At 70.8% G+C, this 21,211-nt stretch carries 21 protein-coding genes; 11 read left to right on the forward strand and 10 right to left on the reverse strand.

All coding sequences use genetic code 11. The features are described 5' to 3' along the window. Positions 1 to 233: 233 nt before the first annotated feature. On the forward strand, positions 234 to 1,613 hold the full coding sequence (locus DLJ49_RS10130; RefSeq protein WP_115393427.1) for a mechanosensitive ion channel family protein: 1,380 nt from the start codon (positions 234 to 236) through the stop codon (positions 1,611 to 1,613). Between the two features lie 119 nt (positions 1,614 to 1,732). Here the strand turns inward: DLJ49_RS10130 and DLJ49_RS10135 are convergent, their stop codons facing one another. Then, positions 1,733 to 2,683, reverse strand: a complete 951-nt coding sequence (locus DLJ49_RS10135; RefSeq protein ID WP_115393428.1) for a ribokinase — start codon at positions 2,681 to 2,683, stop codon at positions 1,733 to 1,735. A 119-nt stretch (positions 2,684 to 2,802) separates the two neighbouring features. Here DLJ49_RS10135 and DLJ49_RS10140 point away from each other — a divergent pair, with 119 nt between their 5' ends. Continuing rightward, positions 2,803 to 3,651: a fumarylacetoacetate hydrolase family protein gene (locus tag DLJ49_RS10140; protein ID WP_115393429.1), complete on the forward strand. Its 849-nt coding sequence runs from the start codon at positions 2,803 to 2,805 to the stop codon at positions 3,649 to 3,651. A gap of 76 nt (positions 3,652 to 3,727) precedes the next feature. Beyond that, entirely contained in the window at positions 3,728 to 4,372 is a 645-nt protein-coding gene (gene eda / locus DLJ49_RS10145; RefSeq protein WP_115393430.1) for a bifunctional 4-hydroxy-2-oxoglutarate aldolase/2-dehydro-3-deoxy-phosphogluconate aldolase, read from the forward strand. Between the two features lie 11 nt (positions 4,373 to 4,383). On the opposite strand, the gene deoD is transcribed toward eda, so the two are convergent. After that, complete coding sequence (gene deoD, locus DLJ49_RS10150; RefSeq protein WP_115393431.1) at positions 4,384 to 5,094, reverse strand: purine-nucleoside phosphorylase; 711 nt, start codon at positions 5,092 to 5,094, stop codon at positions 4,384 to 4,386. 41 nt (positions 5,095 to 5,135) lie between these two features. Here deoD and DLJ49_RS10155 point away from each other — a divergent pair, with 41 nt between their 5' ends. Continuing rightward, positions 5,136 to 5,741 carry a DUF4329 domain-containing protein gene (locus DLJ49_RS10155; RefSeq protein WP_115393432.1) on the forward strand — a complete coding sequence of 202 codons (606 nt, stop codon included), beginning with the start codon at positions 5,136 to 5,138 and terminating at the stop codon, positions 5,739 to 5,741. Positions 5,742 to 5,792: 51 nt separating this feature from the next. On the opposite strand, the gene DLJ49_RS10160 is transcribed toward DLJ49_RS10155, so the two are convergent. Together DLJ49_RS10160 and DLJ49_RS10165 are read right to left on the reverse strand one after the other, a co-directional pair. After that, a complete protein-coding gene (locus DLJ49_RS10160) occupies positions 5,793 to 6,131 on the reverse strand; it encodes an H-NS histone family protein (protein ID WP_115393433.1) in 339 nt (112 codons plus the stop codon). 92 nt (positions 6,132 to 6,223) lie between these two features. Then, positions 6,224 to 8,248 (reverse strand): protein meaA, encoded by a 2,025-nt coding sequence (locus DLJ49_RS10165; RefSeq protein ID WP_115393434.1) that lies wholly within the window; start codon positions 8,246 to 8,248, stop codon positions 6,224 to 6,226. Between the two features lie 235 nt (positions 8,249 to 8,483). Between DLJ49_RS10165 and DLJ49_RS10170 the strand changes: the two genes are divergently transcribed. From DLJ49_RS10170 to DLJ49_RS10200, 7 genes are all read left to right on the forward strand, one after another. Further along, on the forward strand, positions 8,484 to 9,851 hold the full coding sequence (locus tag DLJ49_RS10170; RefSeq protein WP_115393435.1) for a 1-acyl-sn-glycerol-3-phosphate acyltransferase: 1,368 nt from the start codon (positions 8,484 to 8,486) through the stop codon (positions 9,849 to 9,851). A 110-nt stretch (positions 9,852 to 9,961) separates the two neighbouring features. Next, positions 9,962 to 11,248 carry a crotonyl-CoA carboxylase/reductase gene (gene ccrA, locus DLJ49_RS10175; RefSeq protein ID WP_115393436.1) on the forward strand — a complete coding sequence of 429 codons (1,287 nt, stop codon included), beginning with the start codon at positions 9,962 to 9,964 and terminating at the stop codon, positions 11,246 to 11,248. A gap of 258 nt (positions 11,249 to 11,506) precedes the next feature. Continuing rightward, complete coding sequence (locus DLJ49_RS10180; protein ID WP_199533343.1) at positions 11,507 to 11,686, forward strand: hypothetical protein; 180 nt, start codon at positions 11,507 to 11,509, stop codon at positions 11,684 to 11,686. Then, on the forward strand, positions 11,658 to 12,368 hold the full coding sequence (locus DLJ49_RS10185) for a helix-turn-helix transcriptional regulator (RefSeq protein ID WP_115393438.1): 711 nt from the start codon (positions 11,658 to 11,660) through the stop codon (positions 12,366 to 12,368). Before DLJ49_RS10180 ends, DLJ49_RS10185 begins: the two co-directional genes overlap by 29 nt. A 116-nt stretch (positions 12,369 to 12,484) precedes the next feature. Then, positions 12,485 to 13,138 carry an acyl-homoserine-lactone synthase gene (locus DLJ49_RS10190; protein ID WP_115393439.1) on the forward strand — a complete coding sequence of 218 codons (654 nt, stop codon included), beginning with the start codon at positions 12,485 to 12,487 and terminating at the stop codon, positions 13,136 to 13,138. Positions 13,139 to 13,187: 49 nt separating this feature from the next. Next, entirely contained in the window at positions 13,188 to 14,747 is a 1,560-nt protein-coding gene (locus DLJ49_RS10195; RefSeq protein ID WP_115393440.1) for an AAA family ATPase, read from the forward strand. Further along, entirely contained in the window at positions 14,744 to 15,475 is a 732-nt protein-coding gene (locus tag DLJ49_RS10200) for an SDR family oxidoreductase (protein ID WP_115393441.1), read from the forward strand. The genes DLJ49_RS10195 and DLJ49_RS10200 overlap by 4 nt, the downstream gene beginning before the upstream one ends. Before the next feature lie 161 nt (positions 15,476 to 15,636). On the opposite strand, the gene DLJ49_RS10205 is transcribed toward DLJ49_RS10200, so the two are convergent. The 6 genes from DLJ49_RS10205 to DLJ49_RS10230 all read right to left on the reverse strand — a co-directional run bounded on the left by DLJ49_RS10205 (position 15,637) and on the right by DLJ49_RS10230 (position 21,189). Continuing rightward, positions 15,637 to 16,377 (reverse strand): proteasome-type protease, encoded by a 741-nt coding sequence (locus tag DLJ49_RS10205; RefSeq protein ID WP_115393442.1) that lies wholly within the window; start codon positions 16,375 to 16,377, stop codon positions 15,637 to 15,639. Between the two features lie 37 nt (positions 16,378 to 16,414). Then, positions 16,415 to 17,221: a transglutaminase family protein gene (locus tag DLJ49_RS10210; protein ID WP_115393443.1), complete on the reverse strand. Its 807-nt coding sequence runs from the start codon at positions 17,219 to 17,221 to the stop codon at positions 16,415 to 16,417. A 4-nt stretch (positions 17,222 to 17,225) separates the two neighbouring features. Beyond that, positions 17,226 to 18,167, reverse strand: a complete 942-nt coding sequence (locus DLJ49_RS10215) for an alpha-E domain-containing protein (protein ID WP_115393444.1) — start codon at positions 18,165 to 18,167, stop codon at positions 17,226 to 17,228. 103 nt (positions 18,168 to 18,270) lie between these two features. After that, on the reverse strand, positions 18,271 to 19,698 hold the full coding sequence (locus DLJ49_RS10220; RefSeq protein ID WP_115393445.1) for a circularly permuted type 2 ATP-grasp protein: 1,428 nt from the start codon (positions 19,696 to 19,698) through the stop codon (positions 18,271 to 18,273). 115 nt (positions 19,699 to 19,813) lie between these two features. Further along, positions 19,814 to 20,263: a D-aminoacyl-tRNA deacylase gene (gene dtd, locus DLJ49_RS10225; protein WP_115393446.1), complete on the reverse strand. Its 450-nt coding sequence runs from the start codon at positions 20,261 to 20,263 to the stop codon at positions 19,814 to 19,816. Continuing rightward, a complete protein-coding gene (locus DLJ49_RS10230) occupies positions 20,260 to 21,189 on the reverse strand; it encodes a carbohydrate kinase family protein (RefSeq protein WP_115393447.1) in 930 nt (309 codons plus the stop codon). Before DLJ49_RS10230 ends, dtd begins: the two co-directional genes overlap by 4 nt. Positions 21,190 to 21,211: the final 22 nt, after the last annotated feature.

Consider the following 21,211-nt stretch of genomic DNA (forward strand, 5'->3'; position numbering starts at 1 on the left):
CCGCGCGAACCCGCCGAGCCGCGGACGCACGCGAGGTGACAGCCGAGACGGGCTCTCTGGCGTCGCACTGCCCCTTTTCGCGGCGCCCTGCCTGTCGCCCCACCCCTGAAAAATCGCGGTTGGCCTTCCCCGACGGCATGTTAAAAGCGGCGCCGGATGGCGATCGGCAGAGCGACCTGCCCGGGCGCCGGCAAAGACGCAAGCAGCCCCCACCCCCGCACGAAGGCTCCGCCATGCATCGCCTCGCCCTGATCTGCGCCCTGTTCGTTCCACTCCTGGTTTTCCCCGTGCCATCCTCCCTCGCGCAGGATGCCGCGCCGGCCGAGGCCCCGGCCGACGCCCCCGCCCCGGCAGAGGCGGCCCCGCAAGAGGCATCCGACGCGCCGCCCGAGGCACCGGCCTATCCCGAGGGGCTCGACGACCCCGCGATCCCGCTGGACGAGCTGCGGCTGCGCCTCGTGCCGCTGACGGTCGACGAATTGACCGCGCTGGCCGAGGCGTGGCGTGCCAATGCGCGCGACGCGACGCTCGCCGTGGTCGAGCAGAGCCTCGCCGTGCGCGCGGCCGACGGCGCGGCGAGCGAGGCCGATGTTGAGCGCCGCGCCGCGCTGATGGAGGCGCGCGGCGCCATATTCGAGCGCTACGCGGCCGTGGTGTCGAGCCTAGAGGCCAAGGGAGGCGACCCCGCGCTGATCGATTCGCTTCGCACCTATCGATCGGCCATCGCGGTCGAGGAAACGGCCAACCTCGAGCCCGAGGAGATCGTGTCGAACGTGCTCAACTGGCTCGTCTCGCCCGAGGGCGGAATCCAGCTTGCCGTGCGCATCGCGGTGATCGTGGGGTCGCTGCTCGGCCTGCTGATCGTGGCCAGGATCGTGCGCGCCTGGGCGCGGCGGATGTTCCAGAGGGTGCCGAACCTGTCGAAGCTGCTGCAGGGCTTCCTCGCCATGGTCGTCTACTGGCTCGTGATCGCCGTGGGCCTGATGGTGGTGCTGGCCGCGCTGGGGGTGAACATCACGCCGCTCTTCGCGCTGGTCGGCGGCGCCTCGTTCATCGTGGCCTTCGCGTTGCAGGACACGCTGGGCAACCTGGCTGCGGGGCTGATGATCATGGTCAATCGCCCCTTCGACGAAGGCGATTACGTCACCGTCGCGGGCGTGGGCGGAACGGTGAAGACCGTCTCGGTCGTCTCGACCACCGTGACGACGCCCGACAACCAGGTGATCGTGATCCCCAATTCCAAGGTCTGGGGCGACGTGATCGTCAACACCACCGCCTCCGAGACGCGGCGCGTCGATCTGGTGTTCGGCATCGGATACGACGATTCGATCGAGCTTGCGCAGGAGACACTGGAGCAGGTGATCGGCAACCACCCCAAGGTGCTGGCCGACCCCGCGCCGGTGATCCGGGTGAACGAGCTCGGCGAGAGCTCGGTCAACTTCGTCGCCCGCCCCTGGGTGCGCGCCGAGGATTACTGGGATGTCTACTGGGATCTCACGCGCCAGGTGAAGGAGGCCTTCGACGCCCGCGGCCTGACGATCCCCTTCCCGCAGACCGAGATGCGCATCAAGGGCGACCCGCGCGGCGGCGCCGCCTTCTCCCCGGTCGCCTGAGCCACCGCCGCGGGGGGCGGGCAGGGCTCTGGCCCGGCTGCACCCGACGAGTCGAGCAAACGGCGCGGTCCGGCAGCCTCACGGCGGCACCCGGCCGGCGCCCGAGGCGCCGCTCGGCATCATTGGCATCGCCGCGCCCCGGCCCCGCACAGCAACGCGTCGATCTCGGGCCGCGCGGGCATCGCCGGCACCGTGCCCGCCTTCGTCACCGACAGCGCGGCGGTCGCCGTGGCGAAGCGCGCCGCCTCCCGCAGCGGGCGCCCCTCGGCCAGCGCCACGGCGAGCCCGCCGGTGAAGGCGTCGCCCGCGCCCGTCGTCTCGACCACCGGGCCGGCGCTCATCCCGGGCACCAGCTCTGCCGTGTCGCCGTCATGCACGAGCGCCCCCGTCGCGCCCAGCGTGAGGATCGCGGCGCCCGCCCCCGCTGCGCAAAGGGCGGCGGCCGCCTCTTCGGCCCCCTCGGGCGTCTCTACCGCACGGCCGGTGAGCGCGCCCGCCTCGGTGGCGTTCGGCGTGACCACGTCGCAGAGCGCCAGCATCCCGAGGGGCAAGGCGGCGGCGGGGGCGGGGTTGAGGATCGTCGTCACCCCCGCCGCGCGGGCGATCCGAAGCGCGCGGTGCGCCGCGTCGACCGGCTGCTCGAGCTGGGTGACGAGCACGCGCGCCGCCCCGATCACGTCGGCCCAGCCGTCGACATCGCCGGTCGTGATCGTCGCCGCCGCGCCGGGGCACACGATGATGGCATTGTCGCCCGTCCCCGCCTCGACGAAGACGTAGGCCGCCCCCGTCTGCCCGCCCGGCACCCTTGGCGCATGGGGTGCTATCCCCTCGTCCGCCCATGTCGCCAGCGCGAGGTCGGCGAAGGCGTCGTCGCCAAGCTTCGTCAGCATCGCCACGCGCCCCTCGCTCCGGCCCGCCGCCCGCGCGGCCGCCACCGCCTGGTTCGAGCCCTTGCCGCCCGGCCGCAGGGCGAAGCTCTCGCCCAGGATCGTCTCGCCCATCGCCGGCTGCCGCGGCGCGCGGTAGGTGGTATCGGCGTTGAAGACGCCGAGAACGACGATATCGGCCATGCGCGCCCCTCCCTTGTGCCCGTGCAGCCTAGGCGGGACGGCAGCCGGCGCAAGCGGGCGCCTTGCGGCGGCGCAGGGCGGGCGCTAGGCCCGTCGAAACGTCAGGGGAGGGGATCAGGATGAGACTGGTGCGCTACGGAGAGGCGGGCACGGAGGCGCCCGGCATGATCGACGACTCGGGCACGCTGCGCGACCTGTCGGGCGAGGTGGCCGACATCGCCGGCGAGGCGCTTTTGCCCGAGACGCTCGCGCGCCTCGCCGCGCTCGACGCCGCCGCGCTGCCCGCGGTAGAGGGAGCGCCGCGCCTCGGCGCGTGCGTCGGCCGCGTCGGCAAGCTGATCGGGATCGGCCTCAACTACGCCGATCACGCGGCCGAGGCGGGCCAGCCCGTCCCGCCGGAACCGGTGGTCTTTCTCAAGGCGACGAGCGCGATCTGCGGGCCGGCCGACGACGTGATCCTGCCCCCCGGCGCCGACAAGACCGACTGGGAGGTGGAGCTGGGCGTCGTGATCGGGCGCGAGGCGCGCTATGTCGCCGAGGCCGACGCGCTGGCCCATGTGGCGGGCTACTGCGTGGTCAACGACGTCTCCGACCGCGGCTGGCAGATGGACCGCGCCGGCCAGTGGACGAAGGGCAAGTCGGCCGACACCTTCGCGCCCCTAGGGCCATGGCTGGTGACGGCCGACGCGGTGCGCGACCCGCAGGCCCGGCGCCTGACGCTCGACATCGACGGTCGGCGGATGCAGGACGGCTCGACCGAGACGATGGTCTACGGCGTCGCGCATCTGGTGCATTACCTCAGCCACGTGATGAGCCTTCAGCCGGGCGACGTCATCTCGACGGGCACGCCCCCCGGCGTCGCGCTCGGCCGCGCCGACACGCCGTGGCTGCGGCCCGGTCAGGTGATGGAGGCCGAGGTCGAGGGGCTGGGCCGACAGCGCAACCGGATCGTCGCCGCGCCCGGGTGATCCCTCGCGGCGCGAAGCAAGGTCGACTTCGCGCTTTGCCGGCGCTAGCAGGGGCCGACAGGCGAGGGAGGGCACGATGGACACCTTTGCAGAGCTGGGCCGGCACGGCGTCGTGCCAGTGATCGAGATCGACGATGCGGCCCACGCCTTGCCCCTCGCCGATGCGCTCGCCGCGGGCGGGCTGCCCGTGGCCGAGATCACCTTTCGCACCCCGGCCGCACGCGACGCGATCGCGGCCGTTGCGGCGCAGCGCCCCGACATGCTGGTGGGGGCCGGCACCGTGCTGACGCCCGCGCAGGTCGATGCGGCGCGGGAGGCCGGCGCCCGTTACGGCCTCGCACCGGGGCTGAACCGCGCGGTTCGCGCGCGGGCGGCCGAGGCCGGGCTGCCCTTCGCCCCCGGCGTGATGACCCCCTCCGAGATCGAGCAGGCGCTGGAGGCGGGCTGCGCGATGGTGAAGTTCTTCCCCGCCATGGCGGCGGGCGGCCCGGCCATGCTCAAGGCGATCGCCGGTCCCTATGCGCATACCGGCATCGGCTTCAACCCGACCGGTGGCGTCACCTTGGACACGTTGAAGGACTGGCTGGCGTTGCCGCAGGTCCGCGCGGTGGGGGGCACCTGGATCGCATCGCGCGCCGACATCGCCGCCGAACGGTGGGAGGCCATCGCCGAAAACGCCCGCGCCGCGGTCGACCGCGTGGCCCGGGTGCGCGCCGGCTGAACGGCGGCCGCTCAGGCGCCCGGAAACGCCGCCTCGAGAGCGATCTCGACCATCTCGGCAAAGCCCGACTGTCGCTCGGGCGCCTCGAGCGCGGCGCCGGTCAGCAGGTGGTCGGACACCGTCAGCACGGCCAGCGCCCGCCGGCCATGGCGCGCGGCCACGGTGTAGAGTTCGGCCGCCTCCATCTCGACGGCGAGGATGCCGTGGCGCGTCATCTCCTCGTTGAGATCGGGTCGCTCGTCGTAGAACACGTCGGAGCTGTAGATACCGCCCACATGCAGCCCCGTGCCCCGCGCCTCGGCCGCCCTGGCCGCCGCCGACAGGAGGCTCCAGTCGGCGCAGGGCGCATAGTTCAACTCGCGGAAGATGCCGCGCGACGGCGTCGAGAGGGTCGAGGCGGTCATCGCGAGGATCACGTCGCGCAGATGCACGTCGGATTGCATCGCCCCGCAGGAGCCGATGCGGATCAGCGTCTGCGCCCCGTAGTCGCGGATCAGTTCGTTGGCGTAGATCGACAGCGACGGCATCCCCATGCCCGAGCCGTGGATGGTCACCCGGTTTCCCCGCCAGGTGCCGGTAAAGCCCAGCATCCCCCGCACCTCGTTGACGCAGACCGGATCGGTCAGAAAGGTCTCGGCCGCCCACTTCGCGCGCAGGGGATCGCCCGGCATCAGCACGGTCTTGGCGATCTGCCCCTTTTCGGCCCCGATATGGATCGTCATCTGTCGCCCCCGCTCAAACCCGTTGCCCGGGCGCCGCCCGCATGCGACCCTACCGCTATCGCGTCGCGGGAACGGTGGGAATGCGGAAAAGGGCTTTGGCAGGGGCATGGGGCGTCGCCGCTCTGGTGGCGTCCGCGCCGGCACTGGTGCCGGCCGAGCCCGGCTTCACCTACGAGCCCGGATTCAGCCCCATCGAACGTGCCCTGGTGTTGGCGCTCTTCACGGCGGTCCAGCCCCGGTCGATCGCCGACGATATCGAGATCTGCGGCTACATCTACCGCGATTCGGCGGGGCAATTGCGCGCCACGGCGGCCGAGGACGGAGACAAGGAGACCTGCATGGCCCCGTGGCCCGCGTGGGGAGAGCCGCTCGCCTCGTGGCACACCCATGGCGCGTTCGACGCCGACCTGTGGACAGAGGTGCCGTCGGCCCGCGATCTGCAGGCCGACCACTACGAGGGGGTCGACGGCTGGGTGGCGACGCCGGGCGGCCGGTTGTGGCATGTCGACGGCGTCAACCGGATCGCCACGCTGGTCTGCGGCCCCGGCTGCCTGCCGGCGGATGCCGACTACGATCCCGACCTGTCGGGGCCGGTCGGCACACGCTACACCCTCGACGACCTTCTGGACAAGTTCGCCGAGGAGTGAGCGACGGTCGGTCTGGCGAGTGTCACGCTGTCGCGCCCGCCAGTGCCGGGTTCAGATCGCGAGCTTCTCGAGGTTGCCCTGCTGCTCGGCTTCCTTGATCCAGTCCGGCTTGCGGCCGCGGCCCGACCAGGTCTTTTTCGGATCGGTCGGGTGACGGTATTTCGGCGGATTGACCGGGCCCGCCGAACGCGCCTTGCGCCGGCCGCGGCCCTTGCCCGAGGGGGCAACGCCAAGCTCGGCAAGCGAAAAGCCGTATTTGCCCGCCGCTTCCTCGGCGGCCCTGCGTGCCTCTTCGCGCTCGCGGTCGGCGAGCGACTCGAGCGCCGCGTCGACGCGGGCGCGCAGGTCGGTCAGCTCTTCGCGGCTCATCTTTTCGAGGTCGATTTTCATATCGGTCTCCCTTCCATGCGGGAGACCACATATCGGCAAATTCCGAAAAGACAATTAGCCCCGTCGCGGAAAGTCCCCTTTTCGGCGACCTGTCATTCCGCTGCCACGCGCCCCGGATCGGCGAGCTGCACGATATCGCCCATGATCCGGTTCAGCTCGAAATCCTTGGGCGTGTAGACGCGCGCGACGCCCATCGCCTCGAGCCTTTTCGCGTCGTCCTCGGGAATGATCCCGCCGACGATCACCGGAATGTGCCCGAGGCCCGCGGCGCGCAGCCTGTCCATCAGCTCGCGCATAAGCGGCATGTGGCTGCCCGAGAGAATCGACAGCCCGATCACGTGCGGCGCCTCGCGCTCGGCCGCGGCCACGATCTCGTCGGGAGTCAGGCGAATGCCCTCGTAGTCGATCTCCATTCCGCAGTCGCGCGCGCGGAAAACGATCTGCTCGGCGCCGTTGGAATGGCCGTCGAGCCCCGGCTTGCCCATCATGAACTTCAACCGCCGCCCCAGCCGATCCGACACGGCATCCACCTCGGCGCGCAGATCGTCGAGACCCTCGGTCTTGTTCGAGGGGCTGCGCGACACGCCGGTCGGCCCGCGATACTGCCCGAAGACCGCGCGCATCACGCCGGCCCATTCGCCGGTGGTCACGCCCGCCTTCGCCGCCGCGATGGAGGGCGGCATCACGTTGTCTCCCGTCTCGGCCGCCTTGCGCAGCGCCTCGAGCGCCCGGGTCACCGCCGAGTCGTCGCGCGCCTCGCGCCAGGCGTTCAGCCGCGCCACCTGGTCGGCCTCGACCCCTTCGTCGACCACGAGGATGCCGCCCTGCTCGTCGACGAGCGGCGAGGGCTCGCACTCGACATACTTGTTCACGCCCACGACCACGGTCTGGCCCGTCTCGATCCCGTTCACCCGGTCGGCGTTGGCGCTGACCAGTTGCGCCTTCATGTAGTCGATCGCCTCGATGGCACCGCCCATCGCGTCGATATTGGCCAGCTCCGCCCGCGCCCCCTCCTTCAGCGCCTCGACCTTGCGCTCGACCGCCGGATTGCCGTCGAACAGATCGTCATATTCCAATAGGTCGGTCTCGTAGGCGAGGATCTGCTGCATCCTCAGCGACCATTGCTGATCCCACGGGCGCGGCAGGCCGAGCGCCTCGTTCCACGCCGGCAACTGGACAGCCCGCGCCCGCGCCCTTTTCGACAATGTGACCGCGAGCATTTCCAGAAGTATGCGGTAGACGTTGTTTTCGGGCTGCTGCTCCGTCAATCCAAGGGAATTGACCTGCACGCCATACCGGAAGCGCCGAAACTTGGGGTTATCGACGCCATAGCGAGCGCGCGTGATCTCGTCCCACAGATCGACGAAGGCGCGCATCTTGCACATTTCCGCGACGAAGCGGATGCCGGCGTTCACGAAAAAGGAAATGCGGCCGACGAGGATCGGGAAATCCTCGTCGGGCACCTGGCCCTTGAGGTCGTCCAGCACGGCCGTCGCCGTGGCCAGCGCGAAGGCGAGCTCCTGCTCGGGCGTCGCGCCCGCCTCCTGAAGATGGTAGGAGCAGACGTTCATCGGGTTCCATTTCGGAACCTCGCGGTAGCAGAAGGCGGCGACGTCGGTGATCAGGCGAAGCGACGGCTTCGGCGGGCAGATATAGGTGCCGCGGCTGAGATACTCCTTGATGATGTCGTTCTGCACCGTGCCCGACAGCTTGGCGACGTCGGCGCCCTGCTCCTCGGCCACCGCGATATAGAGGGCGAGCAGCCACGGCGCGGTGGCGTTGATCGTCATCGAGGTGTTCATCTGCTCGAGGGGGATCTGCTCGAACAACGTGCGCATGTCGCCCAGATGCGCGATCGGCACGCCGACCTTGCCCACCTCGCCGCGGGCAAGCTCGTGATCGCTGTCGTAGCCGGTCTGCGTCGGCAGGTCGAAGGCGACAGAGAGCCCCGTCTGCCCGCGGGCGAGGTTGCCCCGGTAAAGCGCGTTCGAGGCGGCAGCCGTCGAGTGGCCCGCATAGGTGCGGAAGAGCCAGGGCTTGTCGCGCTCGCGGGCGGCGGCCGCGTCGGCGCGCGTGTCGTCCTTGTCGCCCGCCTCGGTGGTAAACTTGCTGGCCATCTCTCGCCTCCGCATCTTGCGCAACATTCTTTCTTTGCGCGGCAGATAGGGCTAACAATCTGCCATTGTCAATCTGCCGCGCCGCAGCGAACGGGCCGCCGCAGCGGGTCTCGTCCTTGGTGCCGCCCCGTTCCCCCGCCCCTGCTTCTTTCTGTTTCAAATACGCCGGCGCTACGGGCACGTCCGCGCAACGCCGGGCATTGCCGTCGCCCGCGCCGCCTGCCACCGTCGCGGCATGACGCAACCGGTCACCCTGCCGCTCTGGGCGCTTCTCCTGATCCTCGCCTTCGCGGCGGTGACATTCGCTTCGCATTTCCTGTTCCCGTCGGTGCGCTGGTTCTTCCGGCGGCGGGCCGAGCGGGCTGTGGCCGAGCTCAACCGGCGCCTGCACACCCCCATCCAGCCGTTCAAGCTCGCCCGCCGGCACGACATGGTCATGCGCCTCTCCTACGACAGCGAGGTGATGGCGGCGGTCCAGACCGAGGCGCGGCGCGAGCGCATTCCCGAAAACGTCGCCTTCGAGCGCGCCCGCCGCTACGCGCGCGAGATCGTGCCGGCCTTCTCGGCGGCGGCGTATTTCGGCTTCGCGATCCGCCTGGCGCGATGGCTGTCGACCTCGCTCTACGACGTTCGGCTGCAGGTCGTGGACGAGGACGCGCTCAAGGCGATCCCGGCCGACGCGACGGTGGTCTTCGTGATGAACCACCGCTCGAACATGGATTACGTGCTGGTGACCTACCTCGTGGCCGAGCGCTCGGCGCTGTCCTACGCGGTGGGCGAGTGGGCGCGGGTCTGGCCGTTGCGTGCGCTGGTGAGGGCGATGGGCGCCTATTTCATCCGTCGCCGCTCGCGCGGGCAGCTCTACCGCCGGGTGCTGGCGCGCTATGTGCAGATGGCGGCCGAGGCGGGCGTCACGCAGGCGCTGTTTCCCGAGGGGGGGCTGTCGCTCGACGGGCGGCTCGGGTCGCCAAAGCTGGGGCTGCTCAACTACATCCGCGAGGGGGCCGAGACAGGCGGTCGCGCGGCCGTCTTCGTGCCCGTGGCGCTCAACTACGACCGCGTGCTCGAGGACAGGGTGCTGCTCGCCGCCTCCGCGAGCGGAGAGCGGCGCTTTCGGGCGCGCATCCCCACCGTGCTCGGCTTCGCGCTCAAGATGTTGCGCCTGCGTCTTCGGGGCCGCTTCCGCCGCTTCGGCCGCGCCGGCGTGGCGATGGGCCGGCCGCTGGCGCTGGCCGACGCGCCGACACGGACGGAGGATCTCGCCGCCGAACTCATGGCGCGGATCGAGGAGGCGATGCCGCGCCTGCCGCTGCCGCTCGTCGCCCGCGCCCTGACCGAGGCCGACGGTCCGCTTTCCCGCGCGGCGCTGACGGCCGGCGTCGGCCGCTGGCTCGCCGAGGCGGGGGCAGACGACCCGGCCGAAGCGGTCGTGGCCGAGGGCCTTGCGATGGCTCGCCTGCGCGGCCTGGTCCGCGAGGGGCCCGACGGCATCGTTCCCCAGCCGGACGAGGCGCGGCTGCTGCGCTTCTACGCGGCCTCCGTCACGCCCCGGCGCGCGGCGAGTCTGCCCGAGAGCCGGCGCCCGGAAATCGAGGCGACATAAAGTTTCGCAGGAAGCGGCATCAGGATTGCATTGTTGCGCGCTTGTGCCTATCAGGGCGCGACAGCCCGCGCGATTCTGCATCGCGGCGAGAGGACGATCAGGAGGCCCCCATGGCGCTCGACCAGAACACCGACGCTCCCACCTACGACGCCCCCGAAAAGGAGCTCTACGAGATCGGCGAGATGCCCCCGATGGGCTACGTGCCGCCGAAGATGTATGGCTGGATCCTGCGGCAGGAGCGGCACGGCGACCCCGACCAGGCGCTGCAGGTCGAGGTGGTCGACACGCCGCAGATCGACAGCCACGAGGTGCTGGTGCTCGTGATGGCGGCAGGCGTCAACTACAACGGCGTCTGGGCCTGTCTCGGCAAGCCGGTCTCGGTCTTCAGGGGCCACGGGGCGCCCTACGCCGTCATCGGCTCCGATGCGGCGGGCATCGTCTGGGCCGTCGGCGACAAGGTGAAGAACTGGAAGGTCGGCGACGAGGTGGTCATCCACTGCAACCAGGACGACGGCGACGACGAGGAGTGCAACGGCGGCGACCCGATGTTCTCGCCCACGCAGCGGATCTGGGGCTACGAGAGCGCCGACGGCTCGTTCGCGCAGTTCACCCGCGTGCAGGCGCAGCAGCTCATGCCGCGGCCGAAGCACCTGACCTGGGAAGAGAGCGCCTGCTACGTGCTGACGCTCGCCACCGCCTATCGCATGCTCTTCGGCCACCATCCGCACGAGCTGAAGCCGGGGCAGAACGTGCTGGTCTGGGGCGCCTCTGGCGGCATCGGCTCGTTCGCGATCCAGCTCGCCGTGGCGGCGGGGGCCAACGCCATCGGCGTGATCTCCGACGAGGACAAGCGCGACTTCGTGCTCGGCCTCGGCGCCAAGGGGGTCATCAACCGCAAGGATTTCGATTGCTGGGGCACGCTGCCGGAAGTCGGGTCGGAAGAGTATGCCGCCTGGTTCGCCGAGGCCCGCCGCTTCGGAAAGGCGATCTGGGAGTTCACCGGCAAGGGCAACAACGTCGACATCGTGTTCGAGCATCCGGGGCAGGCGACCTTTCCGGTCTCGTCGTTCGTCTGCAAGCGCGGCGGCATGGTGGTGATCTGCGCCGGCACGTCGGGCTACAACTGCACCTTCGACGTGCGCCACGTCTGGTCGCACCAGAAGCGCCTGCAGGGCAGCCACTTCGCCCATCTCAAGCAGGCCGCCGCCGCCAACAAGCTGATGATCGAGCGGCGGATCGACCCCTGCATGTCGGAGGTCTTTCCCTGGGCCGAGATCCCGACCGCGCACATGCAGATGCTGCGCAACGAGCACAAGCCGGGCAACATGGCGGTGCTGGTGCAGGCGCCCCGCACCGGCCTGCGCACGCTGGAAGACGTGGTCGAGGCCGGTGGCTGACCCAGCGGCACTTCACCGCAGAGGCGAGTCGCCGCCGGCGCCCGAAGGGGCGCCGGCGGTCGTCGTTTCGGCGTGTCCTTTCGTTAACGTATCGTGGCGTCACGTGGAATTTCAGCGCCGTGTCCGTGCCCGCCTCCCCCGAAATGGCGAGTGCAGATCGGCGAATACCGCACGTCATGCGCTCCTGCTATGGTTGTGTTCATCTTTCGTTAACCTCTCGGGAAGCGTAGTGTCATGCGAAACGACTGGATACTCGACGTGCTGACGGACCTGCGGACCTTCGCGCGCGACAACGGGCTGTTCGATCTCGCCGAGCGGCTCGACGACGCGCAACAGGTCGCGGTGGAAGAAATCGCCCGGCGGGAAAGGGTACGTCCGGTCGTGCTGGGGATGGGTGCGTTCGAGGGCGATGCGAAGGGAGTTCGAGACGGCATGTGAGATCGTGCAGGCGGCCGACGATGTCGGCGGCCTGCAGCGCGCCACCGAGTCGCTGCGCGACGGGCTGGGCATCTCGCACGTCGTGTATCACTGGGTGAACAGCCGCGGCGAGCGGTTCGGCGCGGGCACCTACAGCCAGTCCTGGGTCGACCACTACCTCGAGCGCGACTACCTGCGCATGGACCCGGTGATCATCGGCTGCCTGCAGCGCTTCGATCCGGTCGACTGGAAGGAGCTCGACTGGTCGTCGCGCGCCGCGCGCACCATGCTGCAGGAGGCGGTGGAGTTCGGCGTCGGCCCGCAGGGCTACTCCATCCCGATCCGCGGGCCGGCGGGACAGTTCGCGCTGTTCACCACCGCGGACGGCTGCGACGACACCGCCTGGTCCCGGTTCATCGCCGAGAACCAGCGCGACCTCATCCTCACCGCGCACGAGTTCAACCGGAAGGCGCTCGCATTCGAGCGCGACTTCGACATGCCGACGCCCACGCTCTCGCCGCGCGAGCTGGCCGCGATGACCCATATCGCCAAGGGGCTCAACCGCGCCCAGGCGGCGGCCGAGATGGACATCTCGGAGCATACGCTGCGGGTCTACATCGAGGCGGCACGGCACAAGCTGGGCGCGCTCAACACCACCCACGCGGTGGCCCGGGCGCTCTCGCGCGGCCTGATCGTGGTCTGACCGGCGCGGCGCGTGTGCCGGTGAACTGGGGGTAAACGCCCCGCGCGCCGCAGTTCCGCTTCCGAAACGGTCGGTGGCTTAACCCTTTCCGCGTCCCGCCGGAAAGGAGCCCGCCCATGCTGCGCTACGTCTATGCCCACGACCTCGCCCGCTTTCCCCGTCTCGCAGACACGATGTTCCGCGACCGCGCCGAGCAGTTCCGCACCCGCCTCGGCTGGGACGTCTCGGTCGACGCGCGCGGCTGGGAGCAGGACGATTACGACGCGCTCGACCCGCTCTACGTGATCTGGGAGGCCCCCGACGGCACCCATGGCGGCTCGATGCGCTTCCTGCCGACGATCGGGCGCACGATGGTCAACGACCACTTCGCCCACCTGACCGGCGGCGTGCGGATCGAGAGCCCCCTGATCTGGGAATGCACCCGGTTCTGCATATCGCCCCGGGCCGAGGGCCCGGCTGCGCGCAAGGCCGCCGCGGCGCTCGTGCTGGGCGCGGGCGAGATGATGGCACGGGCGGCGCTCGAACACTTCGTCGGCGTGTTCGACGGGCGGATGGAGCGGATCTATCGCCTTTACGGGGTCGAGCCCGACGTGATCGGCGCGGCGGGCTTCGGCGCCGAGCGGATCGGCGTCGGCCTGTGGGAGATGAAGCCGGAGGCGTGGCCGAAGATCCTCGGTCGGCTCGGGATCGACCGGGCGACCTCGCTGCGGTGGGTCGCGCAGAGCTTCGGCGGCGCGGCCGCGCCTGCGCCCGAGTTGAAATCGGCCTGAGCCCACCGGGCGCTTCCGCCCCGGCCCTGCGCGGGATAGGGTCAGACGCATGACCCTGCCCGCCGCCGCCCCCGACCTCGCCTTTTCCGATGACCAGTCCGCCGCGTGGGACGCGATCGGCGCGGCGCTGTCGCGTGCGGGCGTCGATCTCGACGCCGGCGGCGTGACCCCGCGGGCCGAGGGGCGAGACACGGTGCTGGCGGTGATCGGCAAGGCGGGCTCGGGCAAGACGCTGCTGCTCGCCCGCCTCGCCGGCGCGCTGAAGGAGGTGGGCGTCGACGTGATCTCGGCCGAGTGGGAGGGACGGCGGCGCCGCGACCGCCGGACGCTGGCCATTCTCGCCCCGACGAACAAGGCGGCCTCGGTGCTGCGTGGGCGCGGGGTTCCGGCCACCACGATCCACCGCATCCTCTACACGCCCGTCTACGACCCCGAATACGAGAAGATCGCCGCATGGCTCGCGGGCGAGGGCGAGCGGCCCGAGACCGAGGCGTTGAGTGACGTCGCCCTCGACCGGGCGAAAGCGTTCTACGACCAGCACGCCTCGATCCCCGGCGCCCTTGCCGCCGCCGGCCTGCGCGGCTCCGACTTCATCACCGGCTGGAAGCGGCGGGAGGAGCCGCTCGACATCGGCCTCGTCGACGAGGCCTCGATGCTCGACGCGCGCGCCCTCGACGATCTGCGCGAGATCTTCCCCACGCTGCTGCTCTTCGGGGATCCCGCGCAGCTCGCGCCCGTCAAGGGGGCGGGCGAGGGCGAGGCGCGCATGGTGTTCGAGGGCCTGCCCGAACGGCGCAAGCTGATCCTGCACCGCATCCACCGGCAGGCGGGCGACAACCCGATCCTCGATCTCGCCCACGCGCTCGCCGACCCCGACCTGACGTTCGAGACGTTCGAGCGGATGGTCGAGGACGCGGCGGCCGACGATCCGCGCGTCGAACTGGCGGGGCGGGTCGATTCCGACCTGATGGCGCGCTCGCCGGTTCTGGTCTGGCGCAACGCCACGCGAATCCGCCTGATCTCGGCGTTCCGGGCCGCCCACGGCGCCCCGGCCGACGAGCTGATCCCGGGCGAGCCGCTAATCTGCGACGGGATCGAGCTGCCGCTCAAGCATCGCAAGAAGCGGCTCGACCTGGAGGCGCGCGGCCTGATCAAGGGCGCTCAGGTGGTCTATCTGGGCCCCGGGCGCAACCCGGGTTTCGCCAGGCTGCACGTGATCGGGGCGGAAGACCCGCGCCTGTCGGTCGCGGCGATCATCCGCATCGAGAGCCCGGGCGAGGAAGAGCCGGTAATCCCCACCGCCGCACGAATGGGCGCGAGCTTTCTGCACGGCGCGGCGGTGACGATCCACAAGGCGCAGGGCTCGCAATGGCCCGATGTTCAGGTCTTCGCGCCCGATCTCTACGCCGCCGCCCGGGCTGGGCGAGTCGAGGCGGGCCAGCCGCTGTGGAAGCGCCTCGCCTATGTCGCGATCACCCGCGCCGAGGAGCGGCTGCTCTGGGTGCGCCGCTACGCGCTCGCCCGCCCGCGCACGGCGCTCGGCACCGGCGATCTGAAGGTTGAGCGGGCGCCGGCGCTCGCGCTGGATGCCCCGGAGGAGAAGGCATGAGCGGCACGATCCTCGTCACCGGCGCCTCCTCCGGCATCGGCGCTGCGGTCGCGCGTCGCTTCCTTGCCGAGGGCTGGCAGGTGGGCCTGTTCGCCCGCCGGGAGGCGGCGCTCCGCGAGGTGGCCGGGGCTGCGCCGGGCGCCCATGTGCTGCCGGGGGATGTCGCCGAGGCGCAGGCGGTGGAGGGCGCCGTGGCGCGGCTGGCGGGGGCGACGGGGCGCCTCGACGTGCTGTTCAACAATGCGGGCGTCTTCACCCCGCCCGGCCTGCCCGACGAGGTGCCGCTGGACGAGTGGGACCGGGCGATCGACGTCAACCTGCGCGGCATGGTGGTTGCGGCGCGCGCGGCCTTCGCGCAGATGCGGCAGCAGGCGCCGCAGGGCGGGCGGATCGTCAACAACGGCTCGATCTCGGCCCATGCCCCGCGCGAGGGGGCGGGACCCTACACGGTGACCAAGCACGCCGTCACGGGGCTGACGAAGCAGCTGTCGCTCGACGGTCGGTCCTTCGGCATCGCGGCAGGCCAGATCGACATCGGCAACGCGCGGACGGAGATCGTCGAGGGGATCGCGGCGCGCGCCCGCGCGGCCGGAGAGGCCGAGCCGCCGAGCTTCGACGTGGGAGAAGTGGCGCAGTCCGTCTGGATGATGGCGACGCTTCCGGCCGAGGCGAACGTGCTCTCGATGACCCTGATGGCGACCACGATGCCCTATGTGGGCCGCGGCTGAGGGCCGGACGGGAAGGCGTTTCGAAACGCCTTCCGCGCGCTGCGTGCCGCCGGCCGCTGTCGCGACAGCGCTTGCCGTGTGCGGGCGGGTCGCGGCGCCGCAGGCGCGCACAACGCCCTTCGAAGGGCGTTGTGCCCGGCGCCACGCCGACCGGGCAAGGATCACATCCCGTCGAGGTCGAAGGGGGGCAGCTGTGCGAAAGCCTTGCGCAGCGCCTCGCCCCAGCCCTCCGAGATCGCCGCGAAGTAGCTGTCGTTCGCCTCGATCCGCGCCTCGGGACCGCGGCGATAGCTGCCTTCGGCGTAGATCTGGAAATCGATCGGCATCCCAACGGACAGGTTGGCCTTGATGGTCGAGTCGAACGACACCAGCAGGAGCTTCACCGCCTCTGCGAAGGGCATGGACGGGTCGTAGGCCCGCACCAGGATCGGCCGGCCATACTTCGTCTCGCCGATCTGGAAGAAGGGCGTGTCGGCCGAGGCCTCGATGAAATTGCCCTCCGGGTAGATCAGGAACAGCCGCGGCGGCCCGGGGCGGATCTGCCCGCCCACGATCATCGTTGCGTTGAAGGCGCTCTCGGCCGCGGGGCCGTCGCCCCGGTTCTCGGCGATCACCTCGCGCAGGGTGCGGCCGATCTCGCGCGCCACCTGGAACATCGAGGGCTGCTCGAGCACGCTCGGGTGCCGCTCGCCGGCCGCCTTCGACCGCTCCTCGAGCAGCGAGACGACGGCCTGCGTCGTGGCGAGGTTGCCGGCCGTCATCACCGTGACCAGCCGTTCGCCCGGCACCTCCCACGAGGCCATCTTGCGGAAGGTCGAGATGTTGTCGAGGCCCGCATTGGTGCGCGTGTCGGACATGAACACGAGCCCCCGGTCCAGCCGCAACCCAACGCAGTAGGTCATCCCGCCCGCCTCCTTCCACGCAACGCCGGCCCGCGCCCTATTGCTGCTGCACCTCGATCGAGACCGAGAGCGTCTCGTCCCCGCCGCCGCCGCCACGGACCCCGGTGACGGGCGCCGCCTCGGCATAGTCGAGACCGGTGGCGACCCGCACGTAGCGCGCGTCTGGCGAGATGCCGTTGGAGATGTCGTAGCCCACCCAGCCGAGCGGGTCGACATGCACCTCGGCCCAGGCGTGGCTCGCGTCGTGGCGGACCTGCCCCTCGACCATCAGGTAGCCCGAGACGTAGCGCGCGGGCGCTCCCAGCGCGCGCGCGCAGGCGAGAAAGATGTGGGCATGATCTTGGCAGACGCCGGCGCCGATTGCGATGGCCTCTTCCGCATCGGTATGGGAATGGGTGGCCCCGGTCTCGTAGGGCACGATCTCGCGGATGCGGGCGGAGAGCGCGTGGAAGCGCGCGATGTCGTCGTCGTGCTCGGCGGCGAGACCGCGGATCAGCGCGCGCACGCCGGCCCCCGGTCGGGTGCGCGGCGTCGACATGCGGAAGTACCACAGCGGCACGAAGCCGGCGTGCTTGCCCACGACGCCGCCGGTATCGGCGGTTTCGACCTCGCCCTCCGACGTGATCGTCAGCGCGTGGCCGTCGCCCGAGAAGGACACGAGCATCACGTGGTTCATGTTGTGATCGTCGTAGTCGAGCTCGCGCTGGCCGCCCTCGACCGTCGTGCGCCAGGTCAGCACGGACTGGCCGATCCGGCTCTTCGGGGTCAGCCGAAGCTGCTGCAGCCCGAAGGAGACCGGCCGCTCGTAGCCGTAGGTCGTGGTATGGTGGATCGAGAGGCGCATCTGGTCAGCCGTAGAACCGGTAGTCGGTTTCGATCTGCGCCGCCAGCCCCGCGACGTCGGACAGGAAATCGAGGATGAACTCGTGCAGCCCCGCCTCGAAGATCGCCTCGGTCGAGGCCGCCGAGAGCCGCCCCAGTAGCGCCTCGACGAGAGCGTGGCCGGGATGGCGGGCGCCGTATTCCTTCTCGAGATAGCCCATGTTCGCCGCGATCTTGGCGGTGCAGAACGCCAGCGACCGCGGCATCCGCCCGTCGAGGATCAAGAACTGCGCGATGCCGAGCGGCGTGATCTCGGCCCCGTGAAGCCAGCGGAACGAGCGCAGGCCCCCGACCGAGCGCAGGATGTTCTCCCACTGCACGTTGTCGAGGGGCGAGCCGATCTGGCTGATCGAGGGCAGGAGCACGTAATACTTCACGTCGAGGATGCGCGCGGTGTTGTCGGCGCGCTCGAGGAAGGTGCCGATGCGGGCGAAGTTGAAGATGTCGTTGCGCAGCATGGTGCCGTGCAGCGCGCCCCGCACGAGCGCCGATTGCTGGCGGATGGCGGCGAGCACCTCGGGCAGGTCGCGCTCGCGCACGGGACGGGCGAGCAGCCGCTTCGCCTCCATCCAGCATTCGTTCGTCGCCTCCCAGACCTCGCGCGACAGGGCGGTGCGCACGAGGCGGGCGTTGTTCCGTGCCGCCTCGATGCAGGCCAGCACCGACGACGGGTTGGCCGGGTCGCGCAGCAGGAAGTCGACCGCGTTGGCCTGGGTGACCGTGGCGTGCCGCTGCCCGTGGGCGGCGCGCGCCCCGGAGGCGTCGAGGACGCTCGCCCATTCGTCGTCGGCGTTCGAGGCACGGGTGAGCGCGATGCGGAAGCCGGCCTCGATCAGGCGCGTCGTGTTCTCGCTCCGCTCGAGGTAGCGGAACATCCACAAAAGGCCCCCCGCGGTCTTGCCGAGCATCAGGCGCCTCCCCCCCGGCCGGGGGCTGCGACCCGGAGCGGCCCTTCGGGGAGGATATTTGGAGCAAGAAGAAGCCCGGAGCGGGGCAGGGGGGCGGGCACGGTCATTCTTCGAGCACCCATGTATCCTTGGTGCCGCCGCCCTGCGAGGAGTTGACGACGAGCGAGCCCTTCTTGAGCGCCACGCGGGTGAGGCCGCCGGGCGTGATGTCGATGCCCTTCGGGCTGACCAGGACGAAGGGGCGCAAATCGACATGGCGCGGCGCGAGACCGGCGCGCGTGAGCACGGGCACGGTGGAAAGCGCGAGCGTCGGCTGGGCGATGTAGTTGGCGGGCCGCGCCTGGAGCTTGGCGCGGAAGGCCGCGAGCTCCTTCTTCGAGGCGGCGGGGCCCACGAGCATGCCGTAGCCGCCCGAGCCGTGCACCTCCTTGACCACCAGCTCGGAGAGGTTGTCGAGCACGTATTTCAGCGCGTCGGGCTCCGAGCAGCGCCATGTCGGCACGTTGGGCAGAAGCGCCTTTTCGCCCGTGTAGAACTCCACGATGTCGGGCATGTAGGAATAGATCGCCTTGTCGTCGGCGATGCCGGTGCCCGGCGCGTTGGCCAGCGTGATGCCGCCCGAGCGGTAGACGTCGAGGATGCCGGGCACGCCCAGCACGCTGTCGGGGCGGAAGTTGAGCGGGTCGAGGAAGGCGTCGTCGACCCTGCGATACAGCACGTCGATCGGCGTGAAGCCGCGGGTGGTGCGCATCGCGAGCCGCCCGTCGACCACGCGCAGGTCGCTGCCCTCGACCAGCTCGGCGCCGGCATGATCGGCGAGGAAGGAATGCTCGAAATAGGCCGAGTTGTGAATGCCGGGCGTGAGCACCGCGATCACCGGCCGGCCCGGGCAGCCCGCTGGCGCGCAGGCCGCGAGCGAGCGGGCGAGGCGCGTGGGATAGTCCTGCACCGGCTGCACGCGGATATGGCTGAAGAGTTCCGGGAACATCTGCAGCATCGTCTCGCGGTTCTCGAGCATGTAGCTGACGCCCGAGGGGGTGCGGGCGTTGTCCTCGAGCACGTAGAACTCGTCTTCGCCGGTGCGCACCAGATCGACGCCGACGATGTGGGTATAGACGTTGCCCGGCGGCGCGAGGCCGATCATCTGGGGCAGGAACGCCTCGTTGCGGGCGATCAGCCGCTCGGGAATGCGGCCGGCGCGCACGATCTCCTGCCGGTGGTAGATGTCGTACAGGAAGGCGTTGATCGCCCGCACGCGCTGCTCGATCCCGCGCGTCAGCCGCGCCCATTCGCGGCCCGAGATGATGCGGGGGACGACGTCGAACGGAATCAGCCGCTCGTCGGCCTCCTCCGCGCCGTAGACGTTGAAGGTGATGCCCGTGCGGCGGAAGAACCTCTCGGCATCGGCCGCCTTGCGGCGCAGGCGCGCGATGTCCTCGCCGTCGAACCACGCGCAGTAGCCCGCGTAGGGTGGGCGCGGGGCCCCTCCCGGTGCGGCGAGTTCGTCGAAGAAGCGCGGGGCGTCGGACATGGGAGCAGGTTGTCTTCGCTCGCGCCCGGCTGCAAGGCGCGCCTGATTTTCGGGCGGCGGTTGCCTGAGTGATGGGCGGTCGCGCGGGTGTCGTGCCCGTTTTGCGGGCGGTTGCTCACCCGGCAGGCGGGATTTCCAGCCAGATCGTCACGGGCCCGTCATTGATCAACTCCACCGCCATGTCGGCGCCGAAGCGGCCCGTCTCGACCGGCACGCCGTGGCCGGCCAGCGCCTCGGCGAAGCGCAGGTAGAGGCGCTGGCCCTCCTCGGGCGGGGCGGCGGCGGAAAAGCCGGGGCGGTTGCCGCGCGAGGTGTCGGCGGCCAGCGTGAACTGCGAGACCACCAGCGCGCCGCCGCCTGTGTCGATCAGCGAGCGGTTCATCCTGCCCGCCTCGTCGTGGAAGATCCGCAGTCGCGCGAGCCTGGCGGCAAGCTTGTCGGCCTCGGCCCCGCTGTCGCCCTGCATCGCGCAGACGAGCGCCAGCACCCCGGGGCCGGTGGCGCCCACGCGCTCGCCCGCCACGCGCACCTCGGCGCGGGAGACGCGCTGGATCAGCGCCCTCATGCGAGTTCGCTTCGCGTCGGCGGGTTGGCGCCCGCGCGCGAGACGGTGACCCCGGCCGCCGCGACACCGAGCTTCAGGGCGGCCTCCAGCACGTCCTCGTCGGGTGTGCCGAACCAGCCCTTGGTCAGCGCACCCGCCTCGTCGAGCCCCGCCAGCAGGCCGGCGTTGAACGTGTCGCCGGCACCCACCGTGTCGACCACCTGCGCGCGGCGGGCGGGCACGTGCAGGTGGCCCGCCGCGTGGTGCGCGGTCACGCCGCGCGCGCCCTCGGTCACGCAGACGAGCCGCGCGCCCCGGCCGATCAGGGCGCGGGCGTGGTCTGTCGCGTCGCCCGGTCCCATCAGCCAGCCTAGATCCTCGTCGGAGACCTTGACGATGTCGGCCTGCGCCAGCATCGCGCCGATCCGCGCGCGGTAGGCGGCCTCGTCGGCGACGAAGGTGGGACGCACGTTGGGGTCGAGCATGGTCACCGCGCGGGGGGCGAGGCGGGTCATCAGCGCGGCGTGGGCCTCGCCGCAGGGCTCGGCCGCGAGCGAGATGCCCCCGAAGAAGGCGGCCCGCACCGGGGCGAGGGCGGCCTCGTCCGGCAGGTCTGCCGTGGTGAGCGCACGCGCCGCCGTCGCCTCGTCGTAGAAGGCGTAGCTGGCCTGCCCGTCGCTGAGATCGACGAAGGCCAGCGTCGTGGGCCGGTCGGAGCGCACGGCCAATCCTGCATCCACCCCGTCGGCCTCCAGCGCCGCCGCGAGCCGGCGCCCGAAGAGGTCGCGCGACAGGCCGGTGAAGAGCGTGGCCGGCGCGCCGAGCCGGGCCAGCGCGATGGCGGTGTTGAAGACGGCCCCGCCGGGCACGGGGGCGAAGCAGGGCTCCCCCTGCGCGCTCTCGCGCGGGAGCATGTCGATCAGCGCCTCGCCCGAGCAAAGGATCATGCGGCTCGCCCTCCCGCTGCCA

The organism is Rhodovulum sp. 12E13 (genome assembly GCF_003340565.1).
Classification (GTDB): Bacteria; Pseudomonadota; Alphaproteobacteria; order Rhodobacterales; family Rhodobacteraceae; genus HLUCCA09.